Source organism: Sulfurimonas iocasae (assembly GCF_047716755.1).
In the GTDB taxonomy this organism is placed as follows: Bacteria; Campylobacterota; Campylobacteria; order Campylobacterales; family Sulfurimonadaceae; genus Sulfurimonas.
Genome location: NZ_CP180409.1, coordinates 403,088 through 425,711 on the forward strand (window position 1 = coordinate 403,088; position 22,624 = coordinate 425,711).

Annotated in this window: 22 protein-coding genes; 20 read left to right on the forward strand and 2 right to left on the reverse strand. The window is 33.9% G+C overall.

The genetic code is table 11. The features are described 5' to 3' along the window. The first annotated feature begins 3 nt into the window (after positions 1–3). Genes nuoL through ACLHDE_RS02100 form a run of 4 tightly spaced genes read left to right on the forward strand, consistent with a single transcriptional unit; the run spans position 4 to position 7,408 of the window. Positions 4–1,929, forward strand: a complete 1,926-nt coding sequence (gene nuoL, locus ACLHDE_RS02085; RefSeq protein WP_415397506.1) for an NADH-quinone oxidoreductase subunit L — start codon at positions 4–6, stop codon at positions 1,927–1,929. After that, positions 1,930–3,483, forward strand: coding sequence for an NADH-quinone oxidoreductase subunit M (locus tag ACLHDE_RS02090; protein WP_415397507.1), 1,554 nt, complete (start codon positions 1,930–1,932; stop codon positions 3,481–3,483). Next, the gene (gene nuoN, locus ACLHDE_RS02095; RefSeq protein ID WP_415397508.1) at positions 3,483–4,991 is read left to right on the forward strand and encodes an NADH-quinone oxidoreductase subunit NuoN; all 1,509 of its coding nucleotides are present in this window, start codon (positions 3,483–3,485) and stop codon (positions 4,989–4,991) included. Before ACLHDE_RS02090 ends, nuoN begins: the two co-directional genes overlap by 1 nt. 38 nt (positions 4,992–5,029) lie before the next feature. Further along, positions 5,030–7,408 (forward strand): tetratricopeptide repeat protein, encoded by a 2,379-nt coding sequence (locus tag ACLHDE_RS02100; protein WP_415397509.1) that lies wholly within the window; start codon positions 5,030–5,032, stop codon positions 7,406–7,408. On the opposite strand, the gene ACLHDE_RS02105 is transcribed toward ACLHDE_RS02100, so the two are convergent. Together ACLHDE_RS02105 and miaA are read right to left on the reverse strand one after the other, a co-directional pair. Next, positions 7,405–7,839 (reverse strand): phospholipase D-like domain-containing protein, encoded by a 435-nt coding sequence (locus ACLHDE_RS02105; protein ID WP_415397510.1) that lies wholly within the window; start codon positions 7,837–7,839, stop codon positions 7,405–7,407. The two genes, ACLHDE_RS02100 and ACLHDE_RS02105, sit on opposite strands and share 4 nt — an antisense overlap. Beyond that, positions 7,836–8,729 (reverse strand): tRNA (adenosine(37)-N6)-dimethylallyltransferase MiaA, encoded by an 894-nt coding sequence (gene miaA / locus ACLHDE_RS02110; protein WP_415397511.1) that lies wholly within the window; start codon positions 8,727–8,729, stop codon positions 7,836–7,838. The genes ACLHDE_RS02105 and miaA overlap by 4 nt, the downstream gene beginning before the upstream one ends. Before the next feature lie 175 nt (positions 8,730–8,904). Here miaA and ACLHDE_RS02115 point away from each other — a divergent pair, with 175 nt between their 5' ends. From ACLHDE_RS02115 to tatA, 16 genes are all read left to right on the forward strand, one after another. Continuing rightward, complete coding sequence (locus ACLHDE_RS02115) at positions 8,905–10,398, forward strand: ATP-binding cassette domain-containing protein (RefSeq protein ID WP_415397512.1); 1,494 nt, start codon at positions 8,905–8,907, stop codon at positions 10,396–10,398. Between the two features lie 118 nt (positions 10,399–10,516). Beyond that, positions 10,517–11,377 (forward strand): menaquinone biosynthesis prenyltransferase MqnP, encoded by an 861-nt coding sequence (gene mqnP / locus ACLHDE_RS02120; protein WP_415397513.1) that lies wholly within the window; start codon positions 10,517–10,519, stop codon positions 11,375–11,377. Next, entirely contained in the window at positions 11,374–11,889 is a 516-nt protein-coding gene (locus ACLHDE_RS02125; protein ID WP_415397514.1) for a hypothetical protein, read from the forward strand. Before mqnP ends, ACLHDE_RS02125 begins: the two co-directional genes overlap by 4 nt. After that, positions 11,886–12,407, forward strand: coding sequence for a DUF6115 domain-containing protein (locus ACLHDE_RS02130; protein ID WP_415397515.1), 522 nt, complete (start codon positions 11,886–11,888; stop codon positions 12,405–12,407). The genes ACLHDE_RS02125 and ACLHDE_RS02130 overlap by 4 nt, the downstream gene beginning before the upstream one ends. Position 12,408: 1 nt before the next feature. After that, complete coding sequence (locus tag ACLHDE_RS02135; protein ID WP_415397516.1) at positions 12,409–13,578, forward strand: FtsW/RodA/SpoVE family cell cycle protein; 1,170 nt, start codon at positions 12,409–12,411, stop codon at positions 13,576–13,578. Positions 13,579–13,590: 12 nt separating this feature from the next. Next, on the forward strand, positions 13,591–14,610 hold the full coding sequence (gene murG, locus ACLHDE_RS02140) for an undecaprenyldiphospho-muramoylpentapeptide beta-N-acetylglucosaminyltransferase (protein ID WP_415397517.1): 1,020 nt from the start codon (positions 13,591–13,593) through the stop codon (positions 14,608–14,610). Beyond that, positions 14,607–15,218, forward strand: a complete 612-nt coding sequence (locus ACLHDE_RS02145) for a DedA family protein (RefSeq protein ID WP_415397518.1) — start codon at positions 14,607–14,609, stop codon at positions 15,216–15,218. Before murG ends, ACLHDE_RS02145 begins: the two co-directional genes overlap by 4 nt. A 1-nt stretch (position 15,219) precedes the next feature. Further along, on the forward strand, positions 15,220–15,675 hold the full coding sequence (locus ACLHDE_RS02150; protein WP_415397519.1) for a DUF420 domain-containing protein: 456 nt from the start codon (positions 15,220–15,222) through the stop codon (positions 15,673–15,675). A gap of 203 nt (positions 15,676–15,878) precedes the next feature. Further along, positions 15,879–16,346 (forward strand): thioredoxin-dependent thiol peroxidase, encoded by a 468-nt coding sequence (gene bcp, locus ACLHDE_RS02155; protein ID WP_415397520.1) that lies wholly within the window; start codon positions 15,879–15,881, stop codon positions 16,344–16,346. Between the two features lie 194 nt (positions 16,347–16,540). Further along, entirely contained in the window at positions 16,541–17,320 is a 780-nt protein-coding gene (gene rpsB, locus ACLHDE_RS02160; RefSeq protein ID WP_415397521.1) for a 30S ribosomal protein S2, read from the forward strand. 2 nt (positions 17,321–17,322) lie between these two features. Further along, entirely contained in the window at positions 17,323–18,372 is a 1,050-nt protein-coding gene (gene tsf, locus ACLHDE_RS02165; RefSeq protein ID WP_415397522.1) for a translation elongation factor Ts, read from the forward strand. Between the two features lie 104 nt (positions 18,373–18,476). Beyond that, a complete protein-coding gene (locus ACLHDE_RS02170) occupies positions 18,477–19,121 on the forward strand; it encodes an ABC transporter ATP-binding protein (RefSeq protein ID WP_415397523.1) in 645 nt (214 codons plus the stop codon). 10 nt (positions 19,122–19,131) lie between these two features. Next, the gene (gene fliR / locus ACLHDE_RS02175; protein ID WP_415397524.1) at positions 19,132–19,899 is read left to right on the forward strand and encodes a flagellar biosynthetic protein FliR; all 768 of its coding nucleotides are present in this window, start codon (positions 19,132–19,134) and stop codon (positions 19,897–19,899) included. 46 nt (positions 19,900–19,945) lie between these two features. Beyond that, on the forward strand, positions 19,946–21,679 hold the full coding sequence (locus tag ACLHDE_RS02180) for a DNA topoisomerase IV (protein ID WP_415397525.1): 1,734 nt from the start codon (positions 19,946–19,948) through the stop codon (positions 21,677–21,679). After that, positions 21,679–22,302: a guanylate kinase gene (gene gmk / locus ACLHDE_RS02185; protein WP_415397526.1), complete on the forward strand. Its 624-nt coding sequence runs from the start codon at positions 21,679–21,681 to the stop codon at positions 22,300–22,302. Before ACLHDE_RS02180 ends, gmk begins: the two co-directional genes overlap by 1 nt. Before the next feature lie 83 nt (positions 22,303–22,385). After that, positions 22,386–22,622 (forward strand): twin-arginine translocase TatA/TatE family subunit, encoded by a 237-nt coding sequence (gene tatA / locus ACLHDE_RS02190; protein WP_415397527.1) that lies wholly within the window; start codon positions 22,386–22,388, stop codon positions 22,620–22,622. Positions 22,623–22,624 lie beyond the last annotated feature (2 nt).

Consider the following 22,624-nt stretch of genomic DNA (forward strand, 5'->3'; position numbering starts at 1 on the left):
AATATGGAAATATTACTATATACAGCACTATTCGCACCACTTGTAGGTTCTTTGTTTGCTGCACTTTTTGGAGCAAAACCCAAAATGCTTATTACTGGTGTTGTTTCAAGTGTATTACTGGGAGTCTCACTGATAGCTAGTACAATTCTTTTAGTATATGTACTAACTAGTGGACAATATATTCAAGTTGAGATGATGACTTGGATGTCTACTGGTAATCTTTATATTCCTTTTGGTTTTATCGTTGATCAAGTAAGTGTTACTATGATGATGGTTGTTACTTTAGTTTCAACTGTTGTTCACGTTTATGCTATTGGTTATATGGATCATGACAAAGGTTTCAACAGATTCTTCTCTTGGTTATCAGCTTTCGTTTTCTCGATGATGGTTCTTGTAATGAGTGATAACTTCGCTGGTCTATTTATAGGTTGGGAAGGTGTTGGTCTTTGTTCATGGGGTCTTATCGGTTTCTGGTACCACAAAGAGAGTGCTACTTGGGCAGCTAATGAAGCGTTTATTATGAACCGTATTGCTGACCTTGGTATGCTTATTGGTATCTTTTTAGTATATTGGAACACAGGTACACTTCAGTATCACGAAGCTTTCGCAGCAATGCCAGGTTTAGATACTTCTACGCTAACTTGGATAGGTATTTTCTTATTTGTTGGTGCTATGGGTAAATCAGCTCAGTTTCCACTACATACTTGGCTTGCAGATGCTATGGAAGGTCCTACTCCGGTATCGGCACTTATTCACGCAGCAACAATGGTAACAGCTGGTGTTTACTTAGTTGTACGCTCAAACGAGTTATACGCATTAATCCCTAATGTTGGTCTATTTATCGCTAGTCTTGGTGCATTTGTTGCAATTTTTGCAGCTTCTATGGCACTTGTTAATCGTGATATAAAGAGAGTTATCGCTTACTCTACACTATCTCAGTTAGGTTATATGTTTGCAGCAGCTGGTCTTGGTGCTTACTGGGTTGCACTTTTTCACCTAATGGCTCACGCATTCTTTAAAGCACTACTATTTCTTGGTGCAGGTAATGTTATGCATGCAATGCATGATGAACTTGATCCTTTTAAGATGGGTGCTCTTGGTAAGACAATGAAAGGTACAATGATTCTTATGACTCTTGCATCTGTTGCACTTGCCGGAATCTTTCCACTTGCAGGTTTCTTCTCAAAAGATTTAATCTTAGAAGTTGCGTTTGTAGATCATCACTTTATTATCTATAGTGTTCTTTTACTTACTGCCGGTTTAACAGCATTCTATTCATTTAGAATTATTGCTCTAATCTTCCACGGTGAAGATCGTCATACTGCTTTGGGTCACCACCCTCACGAAGCTTACAAGTTTATGCTTGTTGCAGTGATTCCTCTTGCTATTTTAGCTGTAATTGCAGGAGCTCTTAAAGGAACTTACTTTGAGTATGTAACACTAGTTCTTCCGGCTACAGAGTACCATGTACATTCAGCTGCAACATACTGGATTATGACAATAGGTACACAATTATTTGTAATAGCTGCTATCTACTTTGCTTATAAAAAGTATATGAGCAAAGATATTAAAGTTCCAGATGGAACAAGTGCTATGGAGAATAGTTTTAAGTATAAGTTATTAATCAACCAATACTATATTCCACATTTTTATGAAGAGTATTTGGTAAAACCGTATAGAGAACTCTCTACAGTTTTTTGGAAACAGATTGATCAAAAAATTGTAGATGCATCTGTAGATGGTATAGCAAATATATTCTATGCAACAGGTGAGAGTACAAGAACGATGCAAAGTGGTAATCTTTCTACTATGCTTAAGTGGATGGTAGCAGGTCTTGTTATTTTGTTATCACTAGCTGTAGTTTTTGGACTTGCAGTTAGACATTCTGATGAAATTAATACAATTTTATCAGGTTTAGGAGTTCAATAGATGTTAGACAATATTTTATCGATTTTAATTTTCTTTCCTGCAGTAGCCGCTATATTTGGATTTGCAGTTGCTAAAGACAGTATACGTGCTTATGGTGTGTCAGTTGCATTTATAGAGTTCTCTCTTTCTTTACTGCTGTGGTTCTCATTTGATTCAAATGTGTCTGGTATGCAGTTTATGGAGCAATTACCATTGGTTCCAGCGTTTGGAATTAACTATATTTTAGGTGTAGATGGTATTTCACTATTTATTGTGATTTTGGCAGCATTCTTTACTATGATTGGTATAGCGTCATTAACTGATACTAAAGATGTTAAAAATATGATTATAACACTTCTGTTTTTACAGATGACTATGGTAGGTGTATTTGTTGCCTTAGATGCTATTGTGTTTTATGTATTTTGGGAGTTATCTCTTGTGCCAATGTTGTATATCATTGGTGCGTGGGGTGGACCACTTAGAATTTACGCTTCAGTAAAATTCTTTTTATATACATTTACAGGTTCGTTAGTAATGTTAGTTGGTATGCTATTTATGGCATATTTTTACTATCAAGCAACAGGTGTATGGAGTTTCGCAATTCTTGATTGGTATCGTCTGATCTTACCTGAGACATTCCAACTTTGGTTGTTTGTGGCATTTTTTGTCGGTTTTGCGATTAAAGTTCCAATGTTTCCATTTCATACATGGTTACCATATGCTCACGGTCAAGCACCAACAATAGGTTCTGTAATACTTGCGGCAATCTTACTTAAAATGGGTACATATGCGTTTATTCGTTTCTCATTGCCAATGTTCCCAGATGCTTCAGTGTTTTTCATGTTCCCAATCGCGGTGCTTGCAATTATTATGATTGTATACACAGCAATGGTTGCTTATGCGCAAGAAGATGTAAAGCAAGTTGTTGCTTACTCTTCAGTCTCACACATGGGTGTTATCATTCTTGGTACATTCGCTCTTAATGTTGAGGGTGTTACAGGTTCAATCTTTTTAATGATTGCTCACGGTGTTGTCTCAGGTGCTCTGTTCCTGCTCGTAGGTGTAATATATGATAGAAGACATACTAAGATGATGAGTGAGTTTGGAGGTTTAGCATCTGTTATGCCTAGGTTTGCAACTATTTTTGGAATTATGATGATGGCTTCAGTAGGTATGCCTCTTACAATTAACTTTGTTGGTGAATTTTTAAGTCTTCTAGGATTCTATCAGCAATCACACATCTTAACTCTATTAGCAGGTATTGCTATTATTGTTGGTGCTATCTATATGTTAGCAGCTTATAAAAAGATGTTCTTTGGTGAAGTTACTAATGAGAAAAACAGAAATCTTCCTGATGTAAACAAAAGAGAGCTTATTGCTTTAGTTCCTTTAGTAATTATTACAATTTGGTTAGGTATCTACCCTAAACCATTATTGGACCCTATTAACAACTCAGTTGAGTCTGTTATCCAATTAATGCATGACAAATCTATAACAGATGAAGCTAAATCTAGAATTCCAAACCTTATAGACGGGGTTAAAATTACTAGAACTTCAGCGCAGGAGGCACACTAATGTTAGAGCCAGTAAACGTTTCTTTAGAGTCATTAAATTTAATGACTCTTGCACCAATGTTGATTCCTATCATCGGTGCGTTATTAATCTTAATTATTGATATAATTAAAGGTGGCTTAGATAAGACTCTATATGTAATGATAAGTATTCTTTTCTTATTGTTAGATTTAGGTGCTATTGCAGAGACTGCAGATCTTTTTACCCAAAATGGTACAGTGATGGGTGTTTTTGATGTTATGCTTATTGATGGTTTGGCGATTTTATCTCAACTAATTATTGTTGTTGCATCATTGCTGTTTATTCCACTAGCATTAACTCATAAGAGATTCCACGAATTTTCTTACCCAGAGTTTTTTGCACTATTCTTATTTATGCTTGGTGGTTTTCAATTTATGGTTGCCACAGACAACTTAATTCTAATCTTCGTTGGACTAGAGACAGCATCTTTAGCGCTATATACACTAATCGCTATGCATAACCGTGACAAATCATTTGAAGCTGCTGTTAAGTACTTTACTATGGGTGCATTAGCTGCAGGCTTTTTTAGTTTTGGTTCAATGGTGTTTTACGCATTAACTGGTTCTATAGAGATTAATCAAATCGCTTCAGTTTTAGAAGCAAATGGTTTTGCTGATATGGGCTTTGTACTTATTGGTGTTGTATTTATTTTAGCTGCACTTGGATTCAAACTCTCACTTGTACCATTTCATACTTGGGCACCTGATGTTTATGAAGGTTCTTCTGCATCACTAGCTGGATTTATGTCAATCGTTCCAAAAATAGCAGTATTTATTGTTGCTATGAGAATGTTTGAGTTCTTAATTCACAGTGGAGTGATTTGGTTAGAGGTTATTCTTTATATAGTTGTTGTAGTTACAATGACAATGGCAAATATTTGGGCATTAGTTCAAACTGATGTTAAGAGAATGCTGGCATATAGTTCAATAAGTCATGCTGGTTTTGTAATGGCTGCTATATTAATAGGTACAACTCAATCAAATAGTGCACTGTTTTTATACTGGGTACTATTTAGCTTTACTAACTTAGGTGCATTTAGTATGCTTTGGATTTCTCGTCAAAAACATCTTCCGGTATATCAAAGTTCTGATCATAGTTACAATAAGTTTGCAGGTATGATTCAAACATCACCGGTAGCAGCAACTATTATGGGAGTATTTATGTTAAGTTTAGCAGGTCTTCCTCCATTTGCACTATTTTGGGGTAAACTATATTTAATAAGTTCTGCTGTAACAGGCGGATATACTGTACTTGCCCTTATTATGGCACTAAATTCTGCAATAGCTGGTTACTACTATATAAAACTAATCGTATATATGTTTATGAAAGAACCTGTAATCAATAAAGATGGACATGTATTTGTAGCAAATGCAACAACTCCATTAAGAACAATCATTGGAATTGCAGCAGTAGGAACTATTTTTGCTTTTGTTGCTGTAAACCCAGTATTAGAGTTTATAACAGCTTTAGTATATAAAAGTGGATATTGATACTACTTTATAAATTAGAGATAAGGAAGGAAGAGAATTTGTTTAAATGGATGCTCTCGTTCCTGCTTCTCACTACTGTTTCAACCACATCTCTTAAAGCTCTTGATATCTCTCTTCAAGGTGCTAAAGAGAACTTTCAAAACTATTCTACATTACATATAAAAGATGAAAATAAATTTTTATGCCAAGAGATGACAAATGACTTTGATGAAGTTGTAAAAATCGTTTGCGCATTTCCAAAATCTCCTGCAAAAAAATTAAAAACACTACAGAATGATTTTTTTAAAATAGATACTCAAATAAAGAATAAAACATTTTTTCTGATAATAACACCATATAAAAAAATGAAACTCTTTCCTGTTGTATTTAATCTAAGTGAAGATGATAGTGTTTATAAAGCAAATGCTAAACTAGCCCGTCATTGGATGTTAGTTGGTTACAACAAAGAACTTCCATATATAAAAACACAAGAACCCTCTGACGTAGCTATTCACTTTCCATTTATGCTTGATAAAAATAAACTACCATACGTAGGTTCTCTTGACATGAAAAGTAATCCTGTTCATATCCAAGAAGTTCAAGACGTTAATGATTATTTAAAGATAAAGCATTTATATGCACAAAAAGAGTATGAAAAATGTTTAGAAATTATAGATGAGGTTATGCTTGAATTCCCAAACTCACTTTTTAACGCTGAACTGCTTTACTATAAAATAAGAGTTAACTCAAAACTTCCAGAGAAGAATGATGATGTTATAAAACTCTCAAAGGTCTATCTTAGAGAATATTCTTCTGATGATAATGTTGCAGAAGTTCTCTCTCTTATTGCTAATGCCTACTCTCTCTCAGGTATGGGTGGTCAAGCAGATTACTTTTTTGACAGACTCTTTAGCGAACATAAAGATTCAGTATATGCTAAATGGGGTTATATATACAAGGGTGAGATGCTAGAGGAATCAGGAACTTCATCTAAAGCATTGGAATATTATAAAAAAGCCTTACATGAGACAAGTGATATAGATGTCGCAGTCGCAGCAGCATATAAACTTGCACTTTATAATGTTAATTCAGGAAGTAAAGAAGAAGCCATTAAGTATGTGATGAAGATAGTTAAGGCTAAGCCTAGTTTTTTTGTGAGTGAGTATTACAAAACTTTAGAGATGATGGATACTTTTGCTGATGATGGTAAACTAGCTACAGCTGCTGCCATTGCTCAAGCAATAGTTAATGAAACAAATAGAGATGAGTATGATGAATATGAGACTTTGTTAAAAAACATAGGTGTATGGTTTGCAAAAACACCTAAAAAACAAGAAGCTTTGAATGCACTAAATGAGTATTTGAAGAGATTTCCTGATGGGATTTATGATGCAGAAGTTCAGGTTGCAAAAGACTCACTCTTTTTTGATGTTAGTGATGCAAATGTTAGTACAAAACTTGCTGATTATGACAAGCTAATACAAACATATCAACAAGACAGTATAGGTAAAAGAGCAATATATGAAAAAGCAAAACTGATGTGTGATAATGGAATGTTCAGTGATGTTTTAGAGTTCAAGGATGAACTCTTAGCTCTAGATGCCACAACATACCCAGATACCAAGACTATAGTAAACGATGCAGCAATAGGCGCTATGGAGCTATCTCTTAAAAATAAAGAGTGTCATAGTGTTTTACAAATAGCTAATCAATACTCTATAAAACTTTCAGATAAATGGGATGATGGTATATATGCGTGTGCTATGAAAGGTGCTGATTTTTTACTTGCTAAAGATATTGCCAGTAAAAACTTAAAATCTAAAAATATGCAAATGAGAAAAAAATGGCTCTATCGTCATATAAAAGTTGATTTTGCAACTGGAAACTATAGTGATGTTCTCAAAGCTTCTCAGGAGTTAATTACACTAATAGCTGATGATAAAAAATCAGAATATGAAGATGTGTATAGAGTGCTTTTTGACACCTATAATAGACTTGAGAATTCAAACAAGATGATAGAATCATTGGCTAATGTTCAAAAGGTATTTGGAAGTAATTATAAAGATATAGAGAGATATATCTCGGTTATGGCAATAGGTAGTGATAGAAGAGATGATAATCTAGTGCTTAAATATGGTCATGAAGTTATGAAAATACAAAAGAACTCAGACTCGTATGCACAAAGTCCTTTTGTTGAGTTTGCACTATATCAAGCCTATATAAATAGAGAGAATTACAACAAAGCCTTAGAGACAATAAAATCATTAGACATAGTAGAACTAAGTAAAAGAGATAGATCTAGACAGAAGTATCTTTTAGGATCAACTTATGAGAAGTTATGGAGAGGCGATGAGGCACAAGTTGCATATCAAGAGTCCATAAAAGCAGATGCATCTTCGGCTTGGGCGAAACTAGCAGAGGGTGCTAAAGAAGATTAGTCTAGCGATTTAAAAAATTTGTTGAACTCTTTGAGTAGCTTTTTATCATCTGTAATATATAAAACTTCATAATTCTTTTTAAAGCTTTTTTTAGTCCAATTTGGACTTCCAAAAACTACTATTTTTTTATCAAAAATTGCTATTTTAGTGTGAAGTTTTTCATCTAGTGTTTTTGCTTGAACTTCATTAAACTCAACATCTTTTTTATCATAAAAAACTTTTACTTTCACGCCTCTTTTTTGCGCTTTAACTAAGAGCTTTGCGAGTTTTTTATCTCCAAAATTATACATAGCTATATCAATACTATGAGTAGAGTCATTTATTAGTTTTTCAATATCTCTTTTAGCTTTTTTAGCATCTTTGGGAAAAAAGTAAAGAGAGTTCTGGGCATATAGACTTATGCTTATAAGCAGAATTAAAAAAAGTTTCATGTTAATAGTTTCTCCAGTTCTTCAAGGGATGCAGAAGTTATGTTTTTAAACTGTGTACGGTTAAAAGTTTGTTGTCTTTTTGCAAGTTGGGCTGTATGAATTGAGATAAGCTCACTCATCTGCTCTTTGCTAGTTTTACCATCAAGATAATCAAGAACTTCTACTATCCCTATAGAACCCATAGAGTGAGGTAGCCTTGTATACTTCTGTTCCAAATAGCATACTTCATCAATAAGTCCTAGGTCTAACATCTTATGAGTTCTTTTTAGTATTCTATCTTTTAATATATCTCTGGTAATATCGATATTATATATATCAAGATTTTTAATAATAGGTTTAGGAGGGTTTTGTTTAAACCACTCAGTAGGAGAAAGAGATGAAGCTTCATATATTAGTAATGCTTTTTCAATTCTGTAAGAATCATTTTGGCTGATATTTTTCATATATACAGGGTCAATTTCTGTTAGTAAAGTATAACATGCTTGAAGATTTTTAAGATCTTTTTTTACTTTTGCTATTGTCTTGGCATCTATGATTGGTAGAGTTGAGAGCCCATTTAAAAGTGACTTTAAATAAAAAGAAGTTCCACCAACTATGATGAGGTTCTTATTTGTTTTTTGGCATAACTCTTTAACTTCTTTATAGATATCTATAAAAACATCAACGCTGAAATACTCATCTGGATTTAAGACATCAATGCCAAAATGTTTAACTGCTGTAAGTTCTTCTTTTGAAGGTTTTGCAGAAACGATGTTAATCTCTTTATAGATACTAAGAGAGTCGATTGAGAGTATGTAAGCATCTATATTTTTTGCAATTTTGATTGCTAAATCACTCTTTCCAGATGCTGTAGGACCTATGATTGCAAGTTGTTTAATATCTGATTTCATAGTGAGATTGTAGCATAGTTAAAGAATTTCTTTTTATAAAAAAAATGATTTTAGATATAATCAAAAAATTACTTTTATAAATATCATTAAACAAGATAAGCAAAGTTTGAAAATCAAATTTTATCTTCTTTTACTAAATATCTTGAATAAATTCACTCAAAGAAAATAGGAAATTATGAATAGTTTAAAAATTAGAAATCTATCATACAAATATCCTAGTGCAGCAGAACCTATTTTTAATGCCCTAAATTTAGACTTCCAAAAGGGATGGAGTGCTGTGACTGGGATTAACGGTTCTGGTAAAAGTACGCTTTTAAAACTAATATCAAAAGAGCTTAAAATCCAAAAGGGTGAAATTCTTGGTAATGATTTAGTGGTTTATTGTGCTCAAAGTACAGAGTTTCCTCCGCAACAGATTGAAGAGTTTATGATGACATATACAAAAGAGGCGTATAAGCTCAGAGACCTTTTGCAAGTCAAGGACGAATGGTTAAAGACTTGGGAAGTCCTGAGTCATGGTGAACGTAAACGATTGCAACTAGCGGTTGCCCTCTCAAGTGAGAGTGATGTACTTATGGTCGATGAACCGACCAACCATCTTGACCGTCGTTCTCAGGCAATTGTACTTGAGGCACTTAAAAGCTACCTTGGTATCGGTATTTTGGTAAGCCATGACAGAACACTACTAGATGCATTGTCACAGCAGACTATCATGATAAAAGCAGGTGAAGTCTTAAAATATAAATCGAAGTTTTCTTTGGCACAACAAGCCAATAGGCAGATACTCTCTCACAAGAAAAAAGTAATCAGCGAGCAGGAAAATGAGCTAAAAAAAATCAAAAAGGTTGTTCAGGTTCAAAAGGAGAAAATCTCCCTTGCTAAAAAGCGTTTCTCTAAAAAAAATGTAGATAAAAATGATAGTTCAATGAAAGAAAAAATAAACGGTGCTATTTTGACTGGAAAAGATAAAAATGATGGGCAGATGTTACAACGTACTATTAGTAAACAGCGTCACTTAAGTGAAAATATAAATAAACTCTCAAAAGAATATGCAACAGGTATCAGCTTTGAGGGAGAAATTGCTAAACACAATTTTCCAATAGCAGTTGAGAAAAACTGTATTGCGCTTTTTGAGTCAACACAACTCTGTTTTCCTAGATTGTCCATAGATATTGGAGATAAAGTAGGTATTAGCGGTGAAAATGGTGTTGGAAAGAGCACATTTATAAGCTATTTTATAAAGAAAATCGATTTTAAGCACGACTATCTTTATATACCTCAAGAGATTACAGACAAACAGGCAGAGCAACTCTTTTGTGAGATAAGCAATATGAACAGTGAAGCCAAAGGTGAACTTTTTACCCTTGTTCAAAGACTAGGTTCTGATGCAAAAGCATTGCTTAACAGCAGTATACCAAGTCCAGGTGAAGTAAGAAAACTACTGATAGCTCAAGGGCTGTTAAAGCATCCTTCTTTGATTATTTTAGATGAGCCGACCAACCATATGGATTTGGAATCTATAGAATTGTTGGAGACTTCTTTAAAAGAGTATGAAGGAGTGCTGTTGTTCATTACTCATGATGAGATTTTTTTAGAGAACTTAAGTACGAAGCAATGGATTTTTCAAAAGAGTCAAAATCAACCTTACATGGTTCAAGAAATCTTGTAGTTTATTATTAGTTTAGACCTATGATTGCAAGTTGCTTTATAGCTTTATTCATAGTAAAATTATATCATTTTAAATCAACTTTGGGTAAAATAGAGTTAAAATATTTTAAGGTAAATAGTTGCAAAAATATATCAATAAAATAAAAGACTTTAACGAACTAGTTATGTTTGAACATTCTATTTTTTCACTCCCGTTTATATTTATAGCAATGATAGTTGCAGCTGATGGCTGGTTTGGCTTTTGGCTCCTGCTTATGGGTGCTTTAGCGGCTGTTAGTGCAAGAAACTTTGCTATGGGTTTAAATCGATATGCAGATAGAGACATAGACGCAGTTAACCCTAGAACAGAGTCTCGTCCAAATGTTGATGGAAGACTAGATGCTACGAGTATAATGATTTTTGTAGTTGTAAATGCTTTTGTTTTTATTATAATTGCATACATGATAAATGACTTAGCGCTATATCTTAGTGTACCGATTCTTTTTGTTCTTGGATCTTATTCATATTTTAAAAGATTTTCTCACCTTGCACATATTGTTTTAGGTGTCTCTCTTGGCCTCGCTCCAATAGCGGGTGTTGTTGCAGTTCAAGCTAGTATTCCAGCATGGTCTGTTATTTTAAGCCTTGGTGTTATTTTTTGGGTGGCAGGGTTTGACCTGCTGTACTCACTTCAAGATATAGATTTTGACAAAGAGAACAATCTATACTCTATACCTTCTCGTTACGGGGCAGATGCTACACTTTTTATCTCTTCACTCTTTCATATGCTGAGTGTAATATTTTGGGCTCTGTTTGTTTGGACAGCAGGACTTGGGATTTTCGCTTACGCAGCTGTCATTCTTAGTGCAGTTATGCTTGGATATGAGCATAAGATAGTAAGACGTGATTTTACTCAGATTGACCGTGCGTTTTTTACAGTTAATGGTTATCTTGGTGTTGCATTTTTTGTATTTATTATTTTAGATAAGGTCGTAGCGTGAGTGTTCGCTTAGTACCAGTTCCTATTAGCTTAGAGTATAGTGAAACGAGTCTTGAAAAAGAGGCGTACCTTAGAGAGTATTCACAATTAAGTGAGAGCGATGATGACCCTATTAATCAATGGTTGAAACTGGCAAAAGGTAGGGGTGACACTTCTGAGACTGATCAAGTTTTACTAAATCTTATTGTGGAACTTCATAGAAAGATAGATGCCCTAGAGATGTTTTTAAAAGATGAGATTCCAAAAAGATTATCACTAATGCACAAGGTTAAAATAGAGTCTATAGGATTTGAGCACTTTAAAATAGAATCTGCTGACTTAGAACCTGGTAAAGAGTACTATGGTCGTGTTGAGATGCCAGTTCATCCAAAAAGAGATATTCCTATATTTTTCATAGCAGTTGATGAGTCATTATGCGAAATTGTAAAAATACATGAACGCGATGAAAAAGAGTGGGGTGTATATTTGACTGCTAGAGAGAGAGTTCTTATCCGTGAGGCAAAAACTAAATGAAATATACAGATATGATTAATATAGAGTATATTGTAGTTGTTATGGCAGCTATTATTTTGTATCTACTTTATTATGTTTTTACTTCGTATTCAGAATTTCATAAAAATATTCGTTCAGTTGCATCTGTGGTTGAAGATTTAAATAGAGAGATTTTTTATCTAAAAAAAGAGTTGACTGACACTCAAAAAGGTATTAAAAGTAACACTAGCCGTATGAGTGATGAAGAGATATATGAAGAAGTAGAGAGGACAGTGTATGATATGGTTAAGCCTTTATCTGTTGGAGTTCAAAGACTAGAAGATACACTTGTAACCATGGATGAGCAGATGAACTTGAGAATAGCATCTCTTGAAAACGGAGTTAAACAGATATCTATTCCCACGTCAGTTCATGGAAATGATGATCAAAAGATTATTTCACTATTTAAACAGGGTGTTTCACTAGATACTATCTCTAAAGAATTACATATCTCAAAAGCAGAAGTTGAGTTTGTTTTAAAAATAAATAAAATTAAATAATATGGCAGATAGAAAACTCTTTACATTAGTTGCTATATTGATTTTTGTAAGCATAGTCTTAACGTATTCTTTATCGGCATATATAACTCTTCTTTTTGGAGTTAGCGAGTTTCACTTTGCTATAAGACAGGCACTATTTGGATTTGTAGGAATTATAATAATCTGGTCTTTAGCACAGTTGGACCCAGATGAGTGGCTAAGTACGATAGGTTTTACGCTCTTTATCGGTTCAACAATCTTAATGGTTGCTATGCCATTTTTACCAGAAGTCTTAGTCTCAGCTGTCGGTGGAGCAAAAAGATGGATAAAAATATTTGGTTTTTCTTTAGCTCCTGTAGAGTTTTTTAAAGTCGGATTTGTTTACTTTTTATCTTGGAGTTTTTCAAGAAAACTAGGACATCATGATGGTATGGGAATAGGAGCAGAATTTAAACGTTTTATCCCTTATGCACTTGTTTTTGTAGGGGCTATGTTTATGATTGCCTTTATTCAAAATGATTTGGGACAAGTTGTTGTTCTTGGAATGACTCTGCTTTTTATGTTGATGTTTGCAGGTAGTAGTTTTAGATTCTTCCTTTCGCTACTTTCTATCTCCTTGTTATTTTTTATATTTTTTATAATGACAGCAGAACATAGAATTATTAGAATAAAATCATGGTGGGCATTAGCTCAAAACAGTGTATTAGGACTTTTTCCTGCATCTATAGCTGAGAAGTTAAGAGTACCTACTGAGATAGAACCATATCAGATAGGACACTCATTAAATGCAATTCATAATGGCGGAATGTTTGGAACAGGTCTGGCGAGTGGAACTTTTAAACTTGGGTTTTTAAGTGAAGTTCACACAGACTTTGTTTTAGCCGGATTAGCAGAAGAGTTTGGTTTTATAGGTGTTTTATTTGTGGTAATACTTTTTATGTGGATACTACAAAGAATATTTAAAATAGCAAATCGCTCAAACGATAGAAGTATGTATCTTTTCTCGCTTGGTGTAGGACTGCTACTCTCATTCGCCTTTTTAGTAAATGCTTATGGTATAAGTGGAATAACTCCTATTAAAGGTATCTCAGTTCCATTTTTAAGTTATGGTGGATCTGCTATTATTGCAGCATCTATTGCTATTGGAATGGTACTGATGGCTTCTAAAAAAGCAGATATGGAGCAAAAATAGGATGGAGCGAAGTTGAAATTATGTATAACAGGCGGTGGAACTGGCGGACATTTGATGATAGCACAGGCTCTTGTTGAAGCTGCTGTTAAACAAGCTCATGAAGTTATTTTTATTGGTTCTACTAATGGACAGGATAGAAAATACTTTGAACAAAGAAGTGCTTTTTCACATGTTTACTTTTTAGAAACTACAGGAGTAGTAAATCAAAAAGGACTTGGAAAGTTAAAAGCTCTTTGGAGAGTGTTTCGCGCTTTTTTAAAATCAAGAAAAATACTAAAAAATCATAAAATACAAGCAACATATAGTGTTGGAGGTTTCTCAGCAGCTCCCGCATCTTTTGCATCTATAAGTAAAAGAATTCCGCTTTTTATACATGAACAAAATGCTATAGAGGGAAGACTAAACTCACTTTTAAAACCTTTTGCTTCAAACTTTATCTGTGCATATGATAAAAATTCTCCGATTAAAGGTTATCCTGTAAAAGAGATTTTTTATAAAAATGCCAGAGTTCGTACTAGCCTTGAAAATATTGTTTTCTTAGGTGGCTCAAATGGTGCAAAAGCTATAAATGATTTGGCACTTAGCTTAGCAATAGAACTTAAAAAAAGAAATATTAATATCATTCATCAAGCGGGTGAAAAAGATTTTGATAGAATAAAAAAAGAGTATGAAGAGTTAGGTGTCGAGGTTGAACTTTATGGATTTACAAAAGAGTTGGCTTCTCTTATCCAAAAAGCAGACTTGGCCGTAAGTCGTGCAGGAGCTAGTACTCTTTGGGAAGCTACAGCAAATGGACTTCCTGCTTTTTATATTCCGTATCCATACGCAGCTGGTGATCATCAATATTATAATGCAAGATTTATAGTTGATAACAATCTTGGTTGGTGTGAGAGAGAGAGTGAAGATTTAAGAACAAAATTACTCTATATTTTAGATGAACCGCTTGAGCAAAAAAGTAAAAAACTTATAGAGTATTCAAATAGTGATGTAGCAGACAAGATGATAAAAGATGTACAAGAGAGTATCAAATGATAAGAGAGTTAGCACAAGGTTTAGTAGATCTGATTTTTGACTGGGGATATATTGGCATCTTTTGTCTTATGGCAGTTGAGAGTTCATTTATACCTTTTCCTAGTGAAATAATTTTAATCCCTGCTGGATATTTAGCTTCACAAGAGCAGATGAGTATAGGTATGATAATGCTTAGTGGATTAGGCGGTTCAATGGTTGGCGCGTTTGTAAATTACTATTTAGCGCTTAGTCTTGGTAGAAAAATACTTAAAAAATATGGAAAATACTTTTTTATAAAAGAGAGTGCTTTAGATAAAATGGATAACTTCTTCCAAAAGCATGGACATATCTCTACTTTTACCGGAAGACTTATTCCAGGTATTCGTCAGTTGATTTCTATACCAGCAGGTCTAGCTCGCATGAATTTAGTGCAGTTTTCAATATATACAGCATTAGGTGCAGGAATCTGGGCATTGATACTTACAATGCTTGGGTATTTTATAGGTGAAAATCAAGAACTTATTGATGTATACTTAAAGCAGATTACAATTACAGTTGTATTACTGTTGATAGTGTTAGGTTCATGGTATGCTTATTATCAAAAAAATAGAGGAGTTAAAGGTGAGTAATATGGAATATATGTTTGAAACAGGTTTTTTTGGGACAAGAGCACCCATATTTATGGATGTAGTGACACTGATTGTGGCACTTTTGCCACTGCTTGTAGCGGGAGCTATTTATTTGGCTAAAAGTAAAAGATATAAAGCACATGCTTATGCACAGATATTTATATTTGCTTTTTCCGTCATAGTACTTGGTTATTTTGAGACAGGAGTTAGAATGGTTGGTGGTTTTGACTCTTTTATGAAAGATAGTGGAGTATCACACAACTACGCAGTTATAGTCCTTATCTTTCATATAGCTATATCTGTAGTAACACTTATCATTTGGGCTACAACTCTTTTTATGGCAAAGAAGCAAGTACAGCTAAGTAAACATAGAAAAGCAGGGCTTATGACATTTACAGGAGTTGTTATGACTTCGCTCACTGGCATCTGGGTTTACTTTTTGATGTTTGTTTATTAATGCCATTAGCTCAAGCGTATGGAATATTTTCTACAAGAAAATGTTCACGGAAGCTTGAAATAAAGCTAATGGTACTCGGCTTGAGCGTATGGAATATTTTTTGAAAAAAAATGTTCACTGGAGTTCAGAATAGAGTCAAAGGTACTCAAAAATGTTCAATGGAACTAGAAAAACGATAAAAATAGAATGAAGGAAAAATAATAATGATTAAAATTGATGAAGAAGCACCTGAATTTTGCTTACCAAACCAAGATGATATAGAGATATGTTTAAGAGATATAAAGGGAAAATGGATAGTATTATATTTTTATCCAAAAGATAATACTCCGGGATGTACAACCGAAGCTTGTGAGTTTACGCAGGCAGCTCCTGATTTTTCAGAGCTAGATGCGATTATCTTAGGTGTTAGTGCAGACTCTACAAAAAAACATCGTAGTTTTATAGAGAAAAAAGAGTTAGGAATCACACTTCTAAGTGATGAAGATACAACAATGATGCAAGAGTACGGTGTTTGGCAGTTAAAGAAAAATTATGGTAAAGAGTATATGGGAGTTGTTCGTACAACTCTAATCATCAATCCCCAAGGAATTGTAAAAGCTGTTTTTGAAAAGGTAAGAGTCAAAGATCATGTTGCAAAAGTTAAAGAAGAGCTAGAGAAATTAAAAGCTTAAATTTTTAAAAAGCTTAACTTAAATATTTTTTGAGTATAATTCGCGGATTTTTCTTCTATAAATATACAAGAAAACATTAACAGGTATGTGTCAAAAGTTAGTGCAACTTCCTTTTTAGGATAGTATTGTTCGACATTGCCAAAGCTAACTAACTGAATTTCTGGCTTGAAAAAACAGCCCTTAAAGGACCTTAAATGGTAACTATGAAAGACCTATTAGAATGTGGTGTACACTTTGGACACCAAACTCGTCGTTGGAATCCGAAAATGAAAAAATATATTTTTGGTGTTCGTAAAAATATCTATATTATTGACTTACAAAAGACTCTTCGTTATTTCCGTAACACTTATACAATCGTTATGGACGCAGCTGCTGAAGGGCAAACTGTACTTTTCGTTGGTACTAAAAAACAAGCTCGTAACTCTGTAAGAGATGCTGCTATCGCTTGTGGTATGCCATACGTAGATAACAGATGGTTAGGTGGTATGCTTACTAACTTTCCAACTATTCAAAAAAGTATCCGTAAACTTGACGTTATTACTGAGATGCAAGAAAATGGTCAAATTGATCTTTTAACTAAGAAAGAAGCTTTAATGCTTGCTCGTAAAAAAGAAAAACTTTCTGCATACTTCGGTGGTATCCGTAACATGAAGAAACTTCCAGATATGCTTTTTGTTGTAGATGCAGTAAAAGAGCATATTGCTGTTTTAGAAGCTAGATGTCTTGGTATTCCAGTTGTAGCTCCACTAGATACTAACTGTGATCCAGATTTAATCACTTACCCAATTCCTGGTAATGATGATGCAATCCGTTCAATTCAACTTTTCTGTCGTGAAATGACAGCTGCAATCAATGAAGGTAAAGCTCTTAGAGATGCACCTGCTGAAGAAGAAGTAGTTGAAGAAGCTGCGAGTGAAGAAGTAGCAGTAGAAGCTGAGGCGACTGAAGCACCAGCTGCAACAGAGGAAGCATAATCATGGCAGTTACGGCAGCAATGGTTAAAGAGTTGCGTCAGGCAACTGACGCACCGATGATGGATTGTAAAAAAGTTTTAGTTGAAGCTGATGGAGACATGGTTAAAGCAACTGAGCTTTTAAAAGAACGTGGTATTGCTAAAGCAGCTAAAAAAGCTGATAGAGTTGCTGCTGAAGGTCTTGCTGGTTTCAAAATTGCTGATGACTTCTCTAAAGCTACTGTAGTTGAAATCAACTCTGAAACTGACTTCGTTGCACAAAATGAAGGTTTCCAAAACTTAGTAAAAGCTACAGCAGAAGAGATTTATAATGCTCAACCTGCTGATGTAGATGCTCTAATGGCTTCTGATTTTGGAGCAACTTTTACAGCTGCTGTTACTAAAATCGGTGAGAAAATTGAAGTTCGTCGTTTTGGTACACTTATAGCTGATGCAACAACTGCTCTAAATGGTTATATTCACTCTAACAACCGTATTGCTGTTGTTATTACTGCTAAATGTGATAGTGAGAAAACTGCTCAAGGTATGAGAGATACACTTAAGCAAGTTGCTATGCATGCATCAGCAATGAAACCAACTACTTTAAGCTACAAAGATTTTGATGCTGAATACGTTGAAACTGAGACTAGAGGTAGAATCGAAGTTATCAAAAAAGATAATGAAGAGTTAGCTCGTCTTAAAAAACCTCTTAAGAATGTACCTTTATACATTTCTATGAGTCAACTTACTGCTGAAGTTATGGCTGAAGCTGAAGAAAATATCAAAGCAGAGTTAAAAGCTCAAAATAAACCTGAAAAAATCTGGGACAAAATTGTTCCTGGTCAATTAGCTCGTTTTATTGATGATAATACAACTTTAGATAAAGAACAAGCTTTATTAGACCAAACTTATGTTTTAAATGACAAATTAACAGTTGCACAAGCTGTTACAGAAGCTGCTAAAACACTTGGTGGAACTGCTGAAATTACAGAGTTCATTCGCCTTGAAGTTGGTGAAGGAATTGAAAAGAAAGTTGACGATTTCGCTGCAGAAGTTGCAGCACAAATGGGATAAACCCAAACTTTTCCACGCTATTGCGTGGTAAAGATTTTTAGACTCTACATTTAACTTCTTAAAAATAAAAACTTCTCTTTAGTTACATTTGCTATAATCCCCTTATGAATTTATTATCAGCAAAAGATTTATCACATACATTTGAATATGAACTATTTAGTAATATATCTCTTAATCTAGATGAAAAAGAGTCTATAGCCATTATAGGAATCAGCGGAAGTGGTAAGTCTACACTACTTCATATACTCTCAACTCTTTTAAACCCCGATGGCGGTAGTGTTAATATTTTTGGTGAAGATGTCGCACAAATGAGTAAAAAGAGATTAGCTAAGATAAAAAGAGATTCGCTGGGATTAGTTTTTCAATCTCACTATCTTTTTAAAGGTTTTAGTGCAAAAGAGAACTTGGAAGTTGCAGCGATGCTCTCAAAGCAAAATATTGATGACGAAATACTAAAAAGACTCAATATCTATGAAGCAATAAATCAAAAAGTTACAGAACTCTCAGGCGGACAGCAGCAAAGGGTTTCAATTGCAAGAGTCTTAACTAAGCAACCTCGCATACTTTTTTTAGATGAGCCAACTGGAAATCTTGATAAGTTAACTGCAAATGAAGTTATGGATATCTTTTTTGAATATATAGAAAAAAAAAGTGCAGCTATGGTTCTTGTAACACACGATGAAGAGTTGGCGCATAAGTGTAAAAAAGTATATAGATTGGAAAATAAAAAACTCGTAGCAGTTAAGTGAGTAAAATGTAATGTTATCATGGACAGAGGTTTTTAGTGACACTTATATAGTTGGCTTTATTCTCTTGTTTTTTCGCTTTGCAGCACTCTTTATGGCAGCACCTATTTTCTCTCATAAAAATATTCCAATGACCATAAAAACTTCAATGGCATTTTTTTTTACAATAGTTTTTTACTCATCGATGCCACCGCTTCAAATAGATATTAATGTACCTACGATAGTTCTTGCTATACTAAGTGAACTGCTTTTTGGCTTAGCTATAGGGGTTGTTCTACTATTGGCTTATAATGTTATAACATTTGCAGGTGGACAGATATCTTTTATGATGGGTTTTTCAATGGCAAGTGCTATTGATCCTCAAACTGGTGTATCTATGCCGATAATCTCACAGTTCTTATCTCTTATGGGTTTGATGGTATTACTTGCGATAGATCTTCATCACTGGTTGTTGCTTTTTATAGATTCATCACTAGCTAGTGTTCCTTTAGGTGGTTTTTTAATGACTGAAGATCTTTTTAATTACATAATAAAAGCTACGTCGAATATGTTTGTTGTAGGTTTTATGATAGCTTTTCCAATTATTGCTCTATCATGGCTTGCAGATGTTATTTTTGGAATGTTGATGAAAACTATGCCTCAATTTAATCTTTTAGTAATTGGTTTTCCTATAAAAATCATGGTTGCATTTATGGTTCTCATAGCAACTTTTAGTGCTACAATGTTGATTTTAAAAACGCAAATGCTCGAAGCTTTTAACTATTTAGAGATGTTTTTTTAGTTTTTTTTGATACAATGATAAAACTTATGCCCTCAAAGGAATAGATGTGAATATATTACTTTTAAATGATAATCCAGTAGTTACAAAACTAGTAACACTTAGCGCACAAAAGACTTCTGATGATCTAGATATTGTTTCTAGTGTAGAAGAAATTGAAGCTGGAACTTATGACTTATTTGTACTCGATGATACTCTTTATAGCGAAGAGTTACTAAATGAAGTTAAAGAAAAAGTAGAATTTAGTAAGTCATTATATATATGTTCACGTGATGCTGAGGAACTTGAAGGTTTTTCATCTACTTTAAGAAAGCCATTTTTACCAACTGACCTAGTTGAACTTTTTGCTACTATAGGTAAAGAAACTAGTACGATTGATCTTGAGGCTGATGAAGAAGCCGAAGAAGAGTTAGACCTAACCGATTCTTTGGAAAATGAAATAGATGAGAGTGAAGTTTTAGACCAAGATGATGATAATCTTGAAGGATTAGATGAAATTGAAGAGTCTGAACAAGGTGATAATGAAGAAGACTTAGATGATATGGATCTAGACTTGGACTTGGACTCTGAGCTTGGTGAAGAGTTAGATTCTTTAGAGGACTCGGATGATTTAGATTTAGAAGATGATGAACTATCTTTAGATGATGAAAATCTTGGTGAAAGTGTTTTAGATAAAGATGAATTACAAGAAGTTCAAGAACTTTTACAAGAGACAGAAATCAATTCTCAAGAGTCAAACGTAGCCGAAGAAAGTGATGAAGTCAAAAGTCTCAAAGAGACGGACTTAGACCTAGATTTAGAAGAAGACTTAGACCTTGAAGACGAGAGTGATGAAATAGATGACCTTGATAATATGGATTTAGATATTGATGATTTAGATCTTGATGAACTCTCTTTTGATGATGAAGAAGAAAAACAAGATAATGAGATAGAAAGTCTTGATGATATGGACTTAGGTGATTTAGATTTAGACTCAGAGTTGGAAGCAGAAGTCAATGAAGAAGAGCTTGACGTAGCTGAGCAAAGTGATGAAGTCGAAAGTCTCGAAGAAACGAACCTAGAAAACTCACAAGACTTAGACATTGAAGCCGATGAAATCTCAGGTGAAGTTGAAGATGAAGAAGAAAAACAAGATAATGAGATAGAAAGTCTTGATGATATGGACTTAGGTGATTTAGATTTAGACTCAGAGTTGGAAGCAGAAGTCAACGAAGAAGAGCTTGACGTAGCTGAGCAAAGTGATGAAGTCGAAAGTCTCGAAGCAGAAGTCAATGAAGAAGAGCTTGACGTAGCTGAGCAAAGTGATGAAGTCGAAAGTCTCGAAGAGACGAACCTAGAAAACTCACAAGACTTAGACATTGAAGCCGATGAAATCCCAGTTGAAGAGGACGATGAAGAACTAAATATTGATGATATAAGTGATGAAGAATTAGAGTCAGAAATAGAAAGTGCAGTTTCAAAACTTAGTGATGAAGATTTACAAAGTGAGCTAGATGATGATACACTTCTAGATATAGCAGTAAGTGATATGAATGGACTAGAATCATTAAATACAAGAGATATAAAACTAGCAATTGGTGAAGAAGTAAACAGTGAAGAATTAGATAAAGCTGATGTAAGTGATGAAATCGAAAATCTAAAAGAGACGGATCTAGATATAGACTCAAGTAATGAAGGTGTAGAAGCTCTTAAAAAATTATTAGCAGCTCTTTCAAACGAAGATGTAGCAGCATCAATGAAAGGCATGAAGATTAATATCAATATAACATTAGGTGATAAATAGTGAACAAAAGTGGAGCAGTTTTAGTCCTCTCGGGTCCTAGCGGTGCAGGAAAAAGTTCTTTATTGAATGAAATAATAAATGATATAGGAGAGTGTTACTTCTCAATATCTACAACAACTCGCCCTATTAGAGAGGGTGAACAAGAAGGTGTACACTACCATTTTGTAAGTGTAGAAGAGTTTAAGCAAGATATTGAAGATAATAACTTCTTAGAATATGCACTTGTTCATGGAAACTATTATGGAACATCTATTAAGCCTGTTCGTAAAGCTTTAAGTGAAGGCAAATTAGTTCTCTTTGATATAGATGTTCAAGGAAATACAGCTGTTAACAACAGACTTGGAGATATAACAACTTCGGTATTTATTACACCTCCCACACTATCAGAACTAAAGAAAAGACTTGCAGGTCGTTCAACAGACTCACAAAAAGTTATGAACGCTCGTTTGAAAATGGCTAAGAGAGAGATACAAAGAGTTAGTGAGTATGATTTTCTAATTATAAACGATGATTTGCAAAAAGCTGCAGAGCTATTGAGAAATATAGCTATTACTGCGAGAATGAAAATTTCAAATAATGAAGTTAATGATTTTGTACAAAAGTGGGAAGATATAGAACAATAGTGATATATTAATAAGAACGATAAGAGTATTTACAGCAAATTGTAGATATACTCTCGCATTAATTTTATAAAAAAAGGAATATCATGGGCATGCCTGGTGGAACAGAACTATTAATAATATTTGGAATTATTGTACTTTTATTTGGTGCTAAAAAGATACCTGACTTAGCAAAAGGTCTTGGTAAAGGAATTAAAAACTTTAAAAGTGAAATGAAAGAAACAGATGAAACTGATATAGCTTCTACTGACACTCCTAAAAAAGTAGAAGGTAGTGAAGAAGTTGCATCTACAGAAGCTCCAAAAACTACAAAAGAAGCATAATA